The sequence below is a fragment of the Streptomyces sp. DF42 genome, assembly GCF_058267695.1.
Window position 1 is genome coordinate 9,276,128 of record NZ_CM177859.1, and the last position, 14,274, is coordinate 9,290,401.

General features: G+C 70.7%; 12 protein-coding genes and 1 pseudogene. 11 read left to right on the forward strand and 2 right to left on the reverse strand.

All coding sequences use genetic code 11. From position 1 onward, the window contains the following. Together ACYUED_RS42585 and ACYUED_RS42590 are read left to right on the forward strand one after the other, a co-directional pair. Nucleotides 1-246, forward strand: coding sequence for a DUF397 domain-containing protein (locus ACYUED_RS42585; RefSeq protein WP_491289748.1), 246 nt, complete (start codon nucleotides 1-3; stop codon nucleotides 244-246). Between the two features lie 279 nt (nucleotides 247-525). Further along, complete coding sequence (locus tag ACYUED_RS42590) at nucleotides 526-1,335, forward strand: SAM-dependent methyltransferase (RefSeq protein ID WP_491289749.1); 810 nt, start codon at nucleotides 526-528, stop codon at nucleotides 1,333-1,335. A 218-nt stretch (nucleotides 1,336-1,553) separates the two neighbouring features. Here the strand turns inward: ACYUED_RS42590 and ACYUED_RS42595 are convergent. Beyond that, nucleotides 1,554-1,796, reverse strand: a pseudogene (locus ACYUED_RS42595) (Rieske 2Fe-2S domain-containing protein); the annotation flags it as partial. A 325-nt stretch (nucleotides 1,797-2,121) separates the two neighbouring features. Between ACYUED_RS42595 and ACYUED_RS42600 the strand changes: the two are divergent. From ACYUED_RS42600 to ACYUED_RS42640, 9 genes are all read left to right on the forward strand, one after another. Beyond that, a complete protein-coding gene (locus tag ACYUED_RS42600; protein ID WP_491289750.1) occupies nucleotides 2,122-3,210 on the forward strand; it encodes a LacI family DNA-binding transcriptional regulator in 1,089 nt (362 codons plus the stop codon). A 137-nt stretch (nucleotides 3,211-3,347) separates the two neighbouring features. After that, nucleotides 3,348-4,661: an ABC transporter substrate-binding protein gene (locus tag ACYUED_RS42605; RefSeq protein WP_491289751.1), complete on the forward strand. Its 1,314-nt coding sequence runs from the start codon at nucleotides 3,348-3,350 to the stop codon at nucleotides 4,659-4,661. Nucleotides 4,662-4,670: 9 nt separating this feature from the next. Next, on the forward strand, nucleotides 4,671-5,648 hold the full coding sequence (locus ACYUED_RS42610) for a carbohydrate ABC transporter permease (protein ID WP_491289752.1): 978 nt from the start codon (nucleotides 4,671-4,673) through the stop codon (nucleotides 5,646-5,648). Beyond that, nucleotides 5,645-6,541 carry a carbohydrate ABC transporter permease gene (locus tag ACYUED_RS42615; protein WP_491289753.1) on the forward strand — a complete coding sequence of 299 codons (897 nt, stop codon included), beginning with the start codon at nucleotides 5,645-5,647 and terminating at the stop codon, nucleotides 6,539-6,541. The genes ACYUED_RS42610 and ACYUED_RS42615 overlap by 4 nt, the downstream gene beginning before the upstream one ends. 47 nt (nucleotides 6,542-6,588) lie before the next feature. Continuing rightward, on the forward strand, nucleotides 6,589-7,569 hold the full coding sequence (locus ACYUED_RS42620; protein WP_491294696.1) for a hydroxyacid dehydrogenase: 981 nt from the start codon (nucleotides 6,589-6,591) through the stop codon (nucleotides 7,567-7,569). A gap of 56 nt (nucleotides 7,570-7,625) precedes the next feature. Continuing rightward, nucleotides 7,626-9,569 (forward strand): DUF2264 domain-containing protein, encoded by a 1,944-nt coding sequence (locus ACYUED_RS42625; protein WP_491289754.1) that lies wholly within the window; start codon nucleotides 7,626-7,628, stop codon nucleotides 9,567-9,569. Continuing rightward, entirely contained in the window at nucleotides 9,566-10,330 is a 765-nt protein-coding gene (locus ACYUED_RS42630; RefSeq protein WP_491289755.1) for a sugar phosphate isomerase/epimerase family protein, read from the forward strand. The genes ACYUED_RS42625 and ACYUED_RS42630 overlap by 4 nt, the downstream gene beginning before the upstream one ends. A 96-nt stretch (nucleotides 10,331-10,426) precedes the next feature. Then, nucleotides 10,427-12,763 (forward strand): glycosyl hydrolase family 95 catalytic domain-containing protein, encoded by a 2,337-nt coding sequence (locus tag ACYUED_RS42635; protein ID WP_491289756.1) that lies wholly within the window; start codon nucleotides 10,427-10,429, stop codon nucleotides 12,761-12,763. A gap of 235 nt (nucleotides 12,764-12,998) precedes the next feature. Continuing rightward, entirely contained in the window at nucleotides 12,999-13,484 is a 486-nt protein-coding gene (locus tag ACYUED_RS42640) for a MarR family winged helix-turn-helix transcriptional regulator (protein ID WP_491289757.1), read from the forward strand. 60 nt (nucleotides 13,485-13,544) lie between these two features. On the opposite strand, the gene ACYUED_RS42645 is transcribed toward ACYUED_RS42640, so the two are convergent. Next, a complete protein-coding gene (locus ACYUED_RS42645) occupies nucleotides 13,545-14,195 on the reverse strand; it encodes an FMN-dependent NADH-azoreductase (RefSeq protein WP_491289758.1) in 651 nt (216 codons plus the stop codon). Nucleotides 14,196-14,274: the final 79 nt, after the last annotated feature.

Sequence of the window (14,274 nt, forward strand, 5' to 3'; positions counted from 1 at the left end):
ATGGGATCCAACGGCCGTATCTACAGCGGAATGCCCGCCGTCGACCTGGGAAGCGAGGGCTGGCACAAGCCCTGGAGCGGTACCAACGGCGGCAGCTGCGTGGAGGCGAAGCGACTGCCCGACGGCAGCGTCGCCTTCCGCCAGTCGACGGACCCCGACGGGCCCGCACTCGTCTACACGCGCAACGAGATGATCGCCTTCCTGGAGGGTGCCAAGGCCGGGCAGGCGGACTTCCTCGTCGCCTGAGCGCCCACCACCACGAGCCGACGACCGAACCACCCGCACGACGGCTCCCGCCGTGCGGGTGTACCGCCCACACCGAGGAGGCTCATCGCCGTGCAGGAGGTGGTGCGCGCAGTGCGCATTCCGCCACGAGCGCGCCAACTGCGCGCCGGCGCACGGGAGTTCCCGGGTGGCCCGGATCCACGCGTACGGGCGCTTTCGTGTTGTGAACTCCGGTCCCACACGCAGAAGTTGTCGTTAGGTTGGTTACGTACCCCGTGACGCACGGCAGGAGAATCTCCCATGGCAGACAGCCAGTCGACCTCCGACCAGGACGCGCTGTCCAAGATCGACACCTCGGTGCCGCACTCGGCTCGCATCTGGAACTACTGGATGGGCGGAAAGGACAACTACGAGGTCGACCGGATCGCGGGCGACGCCTACCGTGAGGTCGCTCCCAACATCGAGACCATGGCCCGCGGTTCCCGCCACTACCTGATCCGCGCCGTGACGCTCGTGGCGGGCGAACTCGGCATCCGCCAGTTCCTCGACATCGGCACCGGCCTGCCGACCTACGACAACACCCACCAGGTCGCCCAGCGCATCGCACCCGAGTCCCGCATCGTCTACGTCGACAACGACCCCCTGGTGCTGCGTCACGCCCAGGCCCTGCTCACCAGTTCGCCCGAGGGCGTGACCGATTTCGTCGACGCCGACCTGCACGAGCCCGAGAAGATCATCGAACGGGCCGAAAAGGTCCTGGACTTCGACAAGCCGGTGGCGCTGATGCTCATGGGCATCCTCGGCCACATCCAGGACTACGACGAGGCCAAGTCCATCGTCCGCCGCCTCCACGCCGCCCTGCCGTCGGGCAGCTACTTCGTCCACTACGACAGCACGGACACGGACGCCTCGCTCAAGGACGCCCAGCAGGGCTACGACGACACCGGCGCCATCCCGTACGTACTGCGCAGTCCGCAACAACTCGCCGCCTACTACGAGGGTCTCGAACTGCTGGAGCCGGGGATCGTCTCCTGCCCGCTGTGGCGCCCCGAATCCGACACCGCACCCGAACCCACGGACATCTACGGCGGCGTGGCCCACAAGCCCTGAACCGTCACCCGCAACCCCTGACAGTCACCCGTATCCCTGAACCGTAAGCCGCGGGCCGGGAGCCGCCGTCCCGGCCCCCGAACACCTCATTCGTTCGGCCGCGCAGCGGAGGAAGCGGAGGAAGCGGAGGTTTCCGGGCCGGCGGGGGAGCCGGGCTCTTCCGCGCGATGGCGGGGCGCCGACGCCTGCCCGTCGCACATCGGGCTGCCGTTGCCCGGCCGGTGGGCGCGCCGGCCCTCCAGTGCGTAGACGGCACCGCTCTGCCCGCGGTAGAGCGCGATGCGCTCACCGGCGAACGCGGTCGCGAACGCCCGCCCGCTGCGCACGCTTCGGGACAGTGCGACGGGATACCAGTGATCCGGGTGCGCCCCGACACGCCGGAGGTCGGCCGTGCCGGGACGCGGCTCGCGATGCCTGGAGAGGCGATCGCTCCCAGTTTTGGCGGGTTCGGACTCGGTCATCCCTTCCCTTGGCACGTGGGACAGAGGCGCGGACAGTCCCGCGGCGTGCCGGGCAGCGTCCGCGTCGATCCCCCGATCCCCCGATCCGGCGGGACGCGGCTCCGTCCGTCCTGGCGGCCCTCGGCCGGCCGCGCCCTGCCTGGCGCGTCCGAACAGGGAGGACCAGAGGAGCCCAGGGGAGGACCGCGGCCTCGCCCCATCGTGATCGATTGATCGCTATCATGGAGTTCGTCGCACGAAACCGATCGTGCGAAAAGCGAACGTGTGAGGTGCCGCGCGGCCGTGCCCTGGCGGGCGGCCGACGCGGACCGGGAGCGGTGGGGACATGCGGGAGTCGGCTCAGACACGGCAGGCCCGGATCGCGGAGGTGGTGCGGGAGAGGGGGGTCGCACGCATCACGGATCTCGCCGACGAACTCGGCGTCTCCGTGGTGACCGTGCGCCGCGACGTCGAGGAACTCGCTCAGCGCGGGGAGGTGCGCCGCGGGCACGGGGTGGCGCGTTCGTTGCGTCCGATGCCCGAGGAGGCCGCCTCCGGGAACGACGCCGTCGCCATGATCGTGCCCGAGAGCAACACCTATCTCACCGAGGCCGTCCAGGGCGCGCGGGAGGCAGCGGAGAAGGCCGGCCTGCGGCTCGCCCTGCACATCACCGCCGGCCATGGCGGGGCGGAGCGCGAGGCCGTGCGGCAGGCGCTGGGCGACGGGGCCCGCGGACTGCTCCTTTCGCCGCACTGGCGCACGCAGGAGGAGGCGGACGCGGACCAGTCGTGGCTGTCCGGCCTGGACGTTCCCGCCGTCCTCGTCGAACGGCGGCCCGCCCGGACCAGCGCGATCTACCAGGTGGACTGCGTGCGCACGGACCATGCCTACGGCGTCCATCTGGCCCTCGGGCACCTGGTCGACCTCGGTCACCGGCGGATCGTGCTGGCGGCGCGCGACGACAGCCCCACCGCGCGCGTCATCCGCGCGGAGTTCGCCGGGCAGACGGCTGCTCGGGGCCTGGCCGACGGGTGTCGCGCGATTCTCAGTTCGCCCACCGCGGGCCCCGACCCGCTCGTCGCCGACCCGCGCGCGGTCGACCTGGCCGAGACGGTCGCCCGGTGCGGTGCCACGGCGGTGCTGATCCACAGCGACATGGACGCGCTGGTGCTGGTGCGGGGGCTGCAGGCCGCGGGGATCTCCGTCCCGGGACGGTGTTCGGTGGTCGCGTACAACGATGTCGTCGCCGACATGGGGTCGGTCCCGCTGACCGCCGTCGCGCCGCCCAAGGCGGAGCTCGGCCGCACCGGAGTCGATCTGCTGCTGCGACGGCTCGACATGGCGCGGGGCGGGCTGCGCCCCGGCGCCACGCGCCATCTGGAGCTGCTGCCCGACCTCGTGGTGCGGGCGTCCACCGCACCACCGGCGGTCTGAATCCGACCGGAGGGGCGAGACCCGATCTTCACACGGATGTTCGTTTGACTGCTTGAGTTTCTTCTGTTCGATCTCTTGACGTGTTTTTCGCTTGGCGCCCAGGATGCCCGTAACCCAGCAAAGAAGCGGGAGGGCCCATGCGACATACCCGCAACGCCGTACCGGTGCTGTTCACGATCCTCGCCATGCTGCTCACGGCCTGCTCCGCCTCCGGTGGCAGTGGCACAGCCCAGGCCGGACAGCAGGTCCACCTCACCTTCTGGTCGGCGCTGCGGGGCACCCAGCAGGTCGTCGACGAGTACAACCGCGTGCAGAACAAGGTCAGGGTCGACTTCCAGCAGGTCCCCTCCGGAGCCCAGGGCGGCTACGCCAAGCTCAGCAACGCGGCCCGCGCCGGCAACGCCCCCGACGTCGCCACCATCGAATACCCCCAGCTGCCCGGCTTCGCCATCGACGGCGTACCGCGCGACCTCACCAGGCTGCTGCCCGACCAGGTGCGCCGCAAGATCCTCCCGCAGGCGCTGGACCTCACCACCCTCGACGGGCACACCTACGCCGTGCCGGTGGACATCGAGCCGATGATGTTCTTCTACCGCAAGGACGTGTTCACCAAGTACGGCATCCAGGTCCCCAAGACCTGGGCGGAGTTCGAGAGTTCGGCCCGCAAACTGAAGAAGGCGCAGCCCCGCTCGCGTATCGCCAGCTTCTTCACCAACGGCTCCCTGCACATGGCCGGGTTCGCCTGGCAGGCCGGCGCCCAGTGGTACCGGACCTCCGACGACACCTGGCGCATCTCGATGGCCGACGCCCCCACCCGCGAGGTCGCCGGCTACTGGCAGCACCTGGTGGATGAGGACCTGGTCCGCGTCGAGCCGGTGGACAGCCAGCAGTGGCGGGCTCACCTGCAGAGCGGCGAGACCGTCGGCTACACGGCCGGCGCCTGGGCGGCCGGTTCGCTGATGAACTCCACACCCACAGGCAAGGGCAAGTGGGCCATCGCGCCGCTGCCGCAGTGGGATCCGGCCAAGCCGTCGCTCGGCACGCAGGGCGGCTCGACCTTCGCCGTCACCAAGGACAGCGGGCACCCCAGGGAGGCGCTGGACTTCATCACCTGGATGGTCACCAGCCCGGACGCCCTGCGCGCCAAGCTCTCCAGCGGCATCAGCAGCGCCTACCCGGCCGTGCCCTCCCTCGTCCCCGTCGCCCGCAAGGAGATGGACACCGGCTACTACTCCGGCCAGGACATCTTCGGCCTCTTCCAGCAGCAGGCCGAGCTGATCTCGCCCCGCTGGAAGTGGGGGCCACGCATGACCTCCACCATCACCTCCGTCGAGGACGGCTTCGCGAAGGCCGGCGCAGGCAGCGGCACCATCATCGGCGCGCTCCGCGAAGGACAACGCCGGACGCTGCCCGACCTCAAGAGCCTCGGCCTGTCGGTCACTACCCACTGAGGTGCACCCGTGAGCACAGTGATCTCTCCAGGGAAAACGCGAAAGCGGACGCAGACGGCACCGCGGACCGCGAGCGGGGCCCGCCCCCGCAAGGCCGGACGCCGGCAGCAGGCGCTCGCCTGCCTCACGCTCCTGGCTCCGTTCACGGCACTGCTCGTCGCCGTGTTCCTCGTCCCCGTCGGCTACGCCATCGGTCTCAGCCTCTTCTCCGAGGACCACAAGGGCCTCGGCTTCGGCGGCGGCACCACCGTCTTCACCGGACTGCGCAGCTACCTGGCGGTGCTGACCGACCCGAGCTTCGTCTCCGGGTTCGGCGTCATCGCCCTCTACTGCGTCATCTTCGTACCCGTCGTCGTGGCCGGCGCCCTCGCGCTCGCCCTGCTCCTCGACTCCGGACTGATCCGGCTGCGGCGCACCGCCCAGATGCTGCTGTACGTGCCGCACGCCGTGCCCGGCATCATCGCCGCCGTGATCTGGCTGTACCTCTACACCCCGGGCCTCAGCCCGGTCATCAAGCTCTTCGCCCAGGCCGACATCACCATCGACTTCCTCGGACTGCACAGCGTCCTGCCGTCGATCGTCAACATCGCCCTGTGGAGCGGCCTCGGCTACAACATGGTGATCTTCTACGCCGCCCTGCAGGCCCTGCCCCGCGAGGTGATCGAGGCGGCGCGGATCGACGGCGCCGGCGGCATCCGTACCGCCCTCATGGTGAAGGTGCCCATCATCAAGGGCTCGGTCGTGATGGTGTGCATGTTCGCGCTGATCGGTGCGCTGCAGCTGTTCACCGAGCCCATGCTGATGAACCAGGCCACCCCGATGGTCAACTCCCGCTTCACACCGAACATGTACATCTACGACGCCGCGTTCCGCCGTAACAACTACGGCCTGGCCTCCGCGGCTTCCGTCATCCTCCTGATCGTCACCTGCGCGCTGTCGTTCGCCGCCACACGCTGGGCGGGCCGCCGGGAAGGGAGCACGCGATGACCGCGAACCAGCTGACCACCGCCGACAACCCGCCGATCAGACGCGGTTCGGCGAGAACGAGCAAGCTGACCAGCCGTGCCGTCGCCAACACCGTCGTCGTCCTCGCGGCCCTCTACGCGGTGCTGCCCGGCCTGTGGCTGCTGCTCGCCTCCACCAAGAACGCCGACGCGCTCTTCGGCAGCGACATCCTCTCCCTGGGGAACTTCTCCCTCTGGCACAACCTCACCGACCTGTTCACCATGGAGGACGGCGTCTACGGCCGCTGGTACCTCAACAGCCTGCTGTACGCGGCCCTCGGCGCCCTCATCGGCTCGCTGATCAGCGTCGCCGCCGGCTACGCCTTCGACAAGTACGAGTTCCCGCACAAGGAGAAACTGTTCGGGCTCGTCCTGACCGGCGTGATGGTCCCGCCGACCGTCCTGGCCCTCCCGCTCTACCTGGTGGCCTCCGGCATCGGCCTGGTCAACACCTTCTGGGCGGTCTTCGTCCCCCTCCTGTTCAACCCGTTCGGCGTCTACCTCGCCCGCCTGCTCAGCAGCGGATACGTGCCCGACGAGGTGCTGGAGGCCTCCCGGGTGGACGGCGCGGGCGAACTGCAGACGTACGTCCGGGTCAGCCTGCGCATGCTCGGCCCCGGCTTCGTCACCGTCTTCCTCTTCCAGCTCACCGCCATCTGGAACAACTTCTTCCTGCCGATGGTGATGCTCTCCAACCAGCACCTGTATCCGCTCAGCCTCGGCCTCTACACCTGGAACAGCTCCGCAACCGTCTCACCCGAGTACTACCCGCTCGTGGTCATCGGCTCGCTGCTCGCCGTCGTCCCGCTGATCGTCGCCTTCCTCACGCTGCAGCGCTACTGGAAGTCCGGCCTGACCGCAGGGAGCGTCAAGTGACTGACCCCGACGACCAGTTCCGGCACCGCCCGCGCACCGTGCTCGCCATGGCGTACAGGACCGCACGACAGGTCCTCGACCCGGACGTACGGGCCCGGCTGGCCGCCCTCACCGACATCGACCCGCAGCTGGTCCTGGACGATCTCGCCACCCCCGTCGCACAGCGTGCGCTCGCCGACGCCGAACTGCTGATCACCGGCTGGGGCTGCCCGCCCGTCGACCAGGCGGTGCTGGACTCGGCGCCCCGGCTGCGCGCGGTCGTCCACACCGCCGGGACGGTACGCCACCACATCACCCCCGCCTGCTGGGAACGCGGCCTCGCGGTGTCCTCCGCCGCCGCGGCCAACGCCGTGCCGGTCGCCGAGTACACCCTCGCCATGATCCTGCTGGCCAACAAACGCGTCCTCGACACCGCCCGCGCCTACCGCACCGAACGCCGCCGCGTCGACTGGTACGCACGCCACCCCGACGCCGGCAACTACCGCCGCACCGTGGGCATCCTGAGCGCCTCGATCATCGGACGCCGCGTCATCGACCTGCTGCGCCACCACGAACTGAACGTGCTGCTGTACGACCCCTACGTCTCGGACGGCGAGGTGCGCGCGCTCGGAGCGGAGCCGGCCGGCCTGCCGGAGCTGTTCGCGCAGAGCGACGTCGTCAGCGTGCACACGCCGCTGCTGCCCGAGACCCGCGGGCTGGTCAGCCGCGAACTGCTGGCCCGGCTGCGCGCCGGCGGCACACTGATCAACACCGCGCGCGGTGCCGTCGTGGACCAGCCGGCCCTCACAGCGGAGGTGCTGTCCGGACGCCTGAACGCGATCCTCGACGTCACCGAGCCGGAGGTACTGCCCGCCGACTCACCGCTGTTCGACTGCTCCAACGTCGTCATCACCCCGCACATCGCCGGCTCGAAGGGCGGAGAGCTGCGACGCCTCGCCGACCTGGCGCTGGCCGAGGTCGAGTCGTACGTCCGCGGGCGGCCCTTCGCCCATCCCGTACGGCCCGAAACCCTGGCCCGCCTCGCCTGACACCGCCGCAGCCGCTGATGAAGACCGCCACAACGAACAGGAGACGTGGCCCCGCCATGCCCGACCGTCCCCTCGCCCTCCCCGCGGACGACCGCACCCTCAGCCCCCGCACCGGCTACACCCGCGCCCACTGGGAGGCCGCCGCCGACGGGCTGCTGACCGCGGCCCTCCGCTACGCCACCCCCGGCCACGCCCTGATCGACCTGCCCGGCCCGCCGTCCAGGTCCGGGGTGCGCTCGGACGGCCTGGAAGGCTTCGCGCGTACGTTCCTGCTGGCCGCGTTCCGCACGGCCGGAGCGTCCGGCAAGGACCCGCACAGCTTCCTGGAGCGGTACACCGCCGGCCTCTCGCGCGGCACCGGCACCCCCGGGCGCGACGACGCCGAGTCCTGGCCGGAGATCGGACACCACGGGATCCAGGGCCAGCCCATGGTGGAATCCGCGTCCGTGGCGCTGGCCCTGCGCCTCACCGTGCCCTGGACCTGGGACACCATGCCCGCCGCCGACCAGGACCGCGTCGAGCACTGGTTGCGCGGCGCGCTGCGGCACACGCCCGCCCCCAACAACTGGTACCTCTTCCCGCTGACCGTCGCGGGCTTCCTCGAAGCCGTGGGGCGGGGCGACGCCGAGACACAGCACGCGATCGAGCGCGGGCTCGTCCTGCTGAACGGCTGGTACCGGGGGCAGGGCTGGTACTCCGACGGCGACGGCCGCTCCTTCGACCACTACAACGGCTGGGCCCTGCACTTCTACCCGCTGCTGCACGCCCACCTCGCCACGGACCGGACTCTGCTCGGCCAACTGGGCCCGCGGCTACGGGAGTTCCTCGAAGGCTTCGCCATGCTCTTCGACGCCAACGGCGCCCCGATCCACCACGGACGCTCCCTGACCTACCGCTTCGCCGCCGGCACCGCCGTGGCCCTCGGCGCCCTCACCGGCGAAACCCCGCTCGCCCCCGGCGCCACCCGCCGCATCCTCAGCGGGTCGCTGCGGCACTTCCTCGACCGCGGCGCGCTTGGCGCGGACGGCGTCCTCGGCCTCGGCTGGTACGGCCCGCACGCGGCGACCCTCCAGAACTACTCCGGGCCCGGCTCCCCGTACTGGGCCTCCAAGGGCTTCCTCGCCCTGCTGCTCCCGCCCGGGCATCCGGTGTGGACGGCCACCGAGGAGAGGGCACCCGTCGAGGGGCCCGACCGCACGCTCGCCCTTCCCGCGCCCGGGCTGCTCATCCAGACCACCGGCGCGGACGGCCTCACCCGCCTGCACAACCACGGCAGTCACAAGCTCGACTCCCGCGAGCCGGAGCGTGCGCCCGGCAACCCGCTCTACGCCCGTCTCGCGTACTCCACCCGCACCGGCCCCACCAGTGCCGCCAACGTCCCCGACAACCACATCGCGCTCCAGGCGCGCGGCACCCACACTGCCCGCGTGCGCATCAATCCCCTGGCGGCCGGCCCCGACTGGCTCGCCTCCTGGCACCGGCCCGTCTTCCCCGACGACGGTCCCGTCCTGCCCTCGGCCCGCATCGAGAGCCTCACGCTGGCCCGCGGCAGAGTGGAAGTACGCGTCCACCGCACGGTCGGCGTCCCGCCGGGAACGACGATCCACCACACCGGCTGGGCCGTCGCCCTGTCACCCGAGCCCGCGGCCGAAGCAGAACAGACACCGGAGTCACAGCTCAACGGGGCAGAGGTGACAGGTCAGTTGCTCGGCCTGCACGGCTGGCCCGCGCAGCGCACGGTCCGCGCACCCCAGGGCACCGCCTACGGCCCCTGGGCCCTGGTCCCCGAACTCACGGGAACCGTCGGCGAGTCGGACTCCGGCACGGTGTTCGTCGCGCTGGCCTCCCTCACGGGCGAACCGGACCCGGCTCCCCTCGCAGGACAGGCCACCGCCGAGGCGAGAGGTCTCGCCGTCACGATCCGCTGGGCCGACGGGGCCCGTACGGTCATCGACTTCGGCACCCACAACGGTCCCTCCGTCACCGAGGTGCCGTCATGACGCTCCGTCTGGGGCTGTGCTCCGGCACCCTGCGCCACCTCGACGCGGCCGGCGTCATCGAGGCCGCGGCCGACGCGGGCCTGGAGTGCGTCGAATGGGGAGCCGACATCCACGTACCCGCCGGAGACGAAGCCGTCGCCGCCGATGTCCGCGCCGCCACCGAGAAAGCGGGCCTGGCGGTCGCCTCGTACGGCTCCTACTACCGGGCCGGACACACCGACCCGACCGCCTTCGACGGCGTCCTCCGCTCGGCCGTGCGGCTCGGTGCGCCCCGCATCCGGATCTGGGCGGGCGCCACGGGCACCGAGGAGACGTCGCCCGAGGGGAGGGCGGCGGTCATCGCGGACACCCGTCGCACGGCGGCGCTCGCGGCCGGCGCGGGCATCCGCCTCGCGTACGAGTTCCACCGCAACACCCTGACCGACGGCGCCGACCGTACCCTCCAGTTGCTCGACGAGATCGGCCGCCCCGATGTCCGCACCTATTGGCAACCGCCGCTCGACGTACGCGACGTGGACGCGCTGGTCGGCCTCGACGCCCTGATCGACCGAGTCGCCGCGGTGCACGCCTTCTCCTGGTGGCCCGCAACCACCCGGCACCCGCTCTCCTTTCGGGCCGCACTGTGGCGGGCGGCCCTCGACCACCTGCGTGGGCAGGGCCGACCCCTGGACGTCCTCCTGGAGTTCGTCCCCGACAACGACGAGAAGGTGCTCGGGCGCGAAGCCCGGACTCTCCGGTCACTCGCAGCCCGATATCCATAGATCGGACCTCTCGCATCCCACTGACGTGCCACACCCTCATCCCTATGTTGGACGCGGGATAGGTCCGATGAATCGCTGAGTCTACCTGGAGGCAACGTGTCCTGCCCCTCCGTGCCCGACCCGTCCAGACGTACCGTCCTCGCCACCGGATCCGCCCTCGGCGGCGCGCTGCTGACCACCGGCCTGACCACCCCGGCGAGCGCGGCCGGCCACGCCGACGAGGCCACCGCTTCACTCCACGACCCCTGGCGGAGCGTGCTCGACGACGCCGACATGGTCTGGCAACGGATGCCGACGGACTGGTACGAAGGCCCGTTCCTCGGCAACGGCTTCCTCGGCTCCGGCATCTACGCCGAGCCCGGCGTGGCATCCACCGCGGTGCGCTTCAACGTCCAGCACTCCGAAGTGCAGGACCACCGCCCCGAGTTCGGCTCGCTCTTCGGCCTGGCCCGGCTGCCGATCGGACACTTCACCCTGGAGCCGGTGGGTGCCATCACCGGCCTCGACTGGCGACTGTCGCTGCACGACGCCGAGTTGACCGGCACGCTCACCACCGACAAGGGCGCCCTGACCCTGCGTGCTCTGGTCCACAACGACCGTTCCGTCCTCGCCGTGGAGGTGACACCGAGCGAGGGCGAGCGCGGATTCCGCTGGGTGTTCCACCCGGCCGAGGCCATCAGCCCGCGCGCCGCCTTCAAACCACTTCCGGACGGCTATCGGGGCAACCCGCCCGCGCAGGTCGCCGACCACGACGGCATGAGCGCCGCGGTGCAGCCTCTGCTGGCCGGCGGACAACACGTCACCGCGTGGCGGGAGCGGACCAGGGGCAGGTCGCGGACGCTGTACGTGCACGTGGCGTACTCCCACCCGCAGACCACGGCCCTGAACCGGGCGCTCAAGACGGTCCGCACCACGGCCCGACTCCCGTACTCCGCACTGGCGGTGACCCACCGCGCCTGGTGGCACGCCTACTACCGCAAGAGCTTTCTGTCCCTCCCCGACGCCCGTATCCAGCGCTTCTACTGGATCCAGCTGTACAAGGCCGCCTCCGCGGCCCGCCGCGACGCACCCGTGATGGCGACCAGCGGCCCCTGGCTGGAGCCGACCCCGTGGCCCAACACCTGGTGGAACCTCAACGCCCAGCTGGAGTACTGGCTCATCCACGGCTCCAACCACCTCGAACTCGACGCCATCACCCGGGCGTTGAGCGAATTCCGGGACAACCTGGCCAAGGAGGTGGCGGCGCCGTACCGTGCCGACTCGATCGGCATCCCGCGGACCACCGACCCCCATCTGGTGAACGGCGCGGCCGGCACCCTCACCGGCTACGGCGTCGGCATCCCCGGCCAGGACCCGCCGACCCCCGAAGTCGGCGACCTCACCTGGGCGTTGCACAACGTCTGGCTCAGCTACCGCCACACCATGGACCAGTCGATCCTCCGGGACGTCCTCTTCCCCCTCCTCCGCAAGGCGATCAACTACTACCTGCACTTCACCGAGCCCGGCCCGGACGGCAAACTGCACCTGCCCGCCACCTTCTCCCCGGAGTACGGCGGCGACTCACGCGACTGCAACTACGACCTGATGCTCCTAACCTGGGGCTGCCGCACCCTCATCGAATCCGCCGAACTCCTCGGCATCGACGACCCGTTGGTGCCCCGCTGGCAGGAGGTGCTGGCGAGGCGCACGCCGTATCCGAGGGACGCCAACGGCTTCATGATCGGCGCCGACATCCCCTTCGCGAAGTCGCACCGCCACTACTCGCATCTCCTCGCCGTCTACCCGCTGTACGAGGTCACCGGCCGCACCCCCGACGAACGCGCCCTGATCGAGAAGTCGCTGGCGCACTGGGTGGGCTTCGAGGGCGCCCTCCAGGGCTACACCTTCACGGGCGCCGCCTCGATGTCGGCGCTGCTCGGCAAGGGCGAGGACGCACTGAACTACCTCGGCGAACTCATGACTCGTTTCATCAAGCCCAACACCATGTACCTGGAGTCGGGCCCCGTCATCGAGACCCCCCTCTCGGCGGCCCAGTCCCTGCACGACATGATCTGCCAGTCCTGGGGCGGCGTCATCAGGGTGTTCCCCGCGCTGCCCGCCGCCTGGGCGGACCTGACCGTGCACAACTTCCGTACCCAGGGCGCCTTCCTGCTGAGCGCGCACCGCCGAGGCGGTGCCACCCGCTGGGTGGAGGTGGCCGGCGAGGCGGGCGCTCCCTGCGTCGTACGGCACGGCATCGCGGGACCGCTCGACGTACGGGACCGACGGGGCCGCCCCGTCCGGTACACCGACGTCGGCAGCGGCGCGATCGATATCACCCTCCGCAAGGGGGAGTCGGCGCTGATCACCACCAGGGGCGACCGGCCGAACCTGACCGTGACACCCGTACGGCCGAACGGGGACGCGCCCCGCTGGGGGCTGCCGGTCGCCTGAGCACGATCACGCGGTGGCGAACTGGAAAAGCCGACCTCGTCATCACCTCCACCCGCGACCTCCTGCACCGGGCCGAAGACGTGCTCGACTTTCAGCCCCGACGGTGGCAGACCACCGAGGACATCCTGACCGGTAACCCCGACATCACCGCATGGCGAGGGAGGGATCCCAGGGATTCCTCATGTGGTATCGATCGATACCGTTTCGGTAGCATGGACAGCGGTAACCTGGCCCCATGAGCGCCGACGGTCCCCCCAGAACCACCACCCCGCGCGCGACCGACCGCCCCGGGGACGCATCGCCCTTCGCGCTCGGTCTGCTGCTGCGCCGGGCGCACTGGCGGGCTGCCGCGGTGATGGGGGAGGCGCTCCGGCCGCTCGGCATCGAGCTGCGGCACTTCGCCGTACTGATCGTGCTGGTCGACCAAGGGCCCACGGTGCAGCGGGACTTGGCGGCGGCGACGGGGACGGACAAGGCCGGAATCATGCGGGTCGTCGACGACCTGGAGCGCAAGGGGCTCGCTGTGCGCAAGTCCGTTCCCGGGGACCGGCGGGTGCGGGCGGTGGAGGTCACGCCTCAGGGGCTCGAACTCTTCGATGCGGCCCATGCGGCGGCGCGACCACAGTCCGAGCGCCTGGTCGCCGGCCTCGGGTTGGGCGATGCGGAGAAACTGGCCGAGCTGCTGACCCGGATCGCCCACCCTGCGGACGAAGAGGCGTGAGCGCGCCCACGTATCGGTTGGCCGACCCGCGGGCGCGCTGCGTCTGATGCCGTCCGCCGGTTATGCGGCGAGGCGCTCCGCGAGTTCCTTCGCCTTGGCGTTCGCCTGCTCGAAGGCGCGCTCGCGCGAAGCCTCGTAGAGCGGGAGCAGTTCGGACATCGCCGGGTTGCGGGACGCCATGGTGAGCTCCGGGACGATGAACTCCACGTCCAGGCCGAGGGTGTCCCTGAGGACCGCCCCCAGGTAGTTCTGTACGAAGTCGAAGCCCTCGCGCGGGGTGCCCGGCGCGTAGGAGCCGCCGCGGCTGGCGACGACCACGGCCGGGGTGCCCTGCGCCGAGGGGTGCTCGCCCGCGGTGCGGCCGAGCAGAAGCACGCTGTCCAGCCATGCCTTGAGGGTCGACGGGATCGAGAAGTTGTACATGGGCGCGCCGATCAGGACGAGGTCGGCCTGCTCCAGTTCCTCGATGAGATTCAGGCGCGCGGCGAACGCGGCGGACTGCTCCGGGGTGCGCTCCGACGGGGCGGCGTAACCGGCCGACCAGGCTGCGGCCGTGATGTGCGGGACGGGGTCGGCGGCGAGGTCGCGGTAGATCACCGTGCCCTGCGGATGCTGTTCCTTCCAGGCCTCGCGGAAGGCGGCCGTGACCGAACGGGATGAGGACACCTCGCCCCGGAACACGGACGAGTCGAGGTGCAGCAGCGTGGCCATCGTTTTCTCCAGAGTGCCGAGCCCGGGCGGGAGCCGAGGGCTGATGGGTCGTTCTCAGCAATAGTTAAACACGAGAAGG

Bases quoted from the DNA above. Each gene is read 5' to 3' on its own strand.
- ACYUED_RS42585 (WP_491289748.1), top strand. From the start codon at position 1: ATGGGATCCAACGGCCGTATCTACAGCGGAATGCCCGCCGTCGACCTG.
- ACYUED_RS42590 (WP_491289749.1), top strand. From the start codon at position 526: ATGGCAGACAGCCAGTCGACCTCCGACCAGGACGCGCTGTCCAAGATC.
- ACYUED_RS42600 (WP_491289750.1), top strand. From the start codon at position 2,122: ATGCGGGAGTCGGCTCAGACACGGCAGGCCCGGATCGCGGAGGTGGTG.
- ACYUED_RS42605 (WP_491289751.1), top strand. From the start codon at position 3,348: ATGCGACATACCCGCAACGCCGTACCGGTGCTGTTCACGATCCTCGCC.
- ACYUED_RS42615 (WP_491289753.1), top strand. From the start codon at position 5,645: ATGACCGCGAACCAGCTGACCACCGCCGACAACCCGCCGATCAGACGC.
- ACYUED_RS42620 (WP_491294696.1), top strand. From the start codon at position 6,589: ATGGCGTACAGGACCGCACGACAGGTCCTCGACCCGGACGTACGGGCC.
- ACYUED_RS42625 (WP_491289754.1), top strand. From the start codon at position 7,626: ATGCCCGACCGTCCCCTCGCCCTCCCCGCGGACGACCGCACCCTCAGC.
- ACYUED_RS42630 (WP_491289755.1), top strand. From the start codon at position 9,566: ATGACGCTCCGTCTGGGGCTGTGCTCCGGCACCCTGCGCCACCTCGAC.
- ACYUED_RS42640 (WP_491289757.1), top strand. From the start codon at position 12,999: ATGAGCGCCGACGGTCCCCCCAGAACCACCACCCCGCGCGCGACCGAC.
- ACYUED_RS42645 (WP_491289758.1), bottom strand. From the start codon at position 14,195: ATGGCCACGCTGCTGCACCTCGACTCGTCCGTGTTCCGGGGCGAGGTG.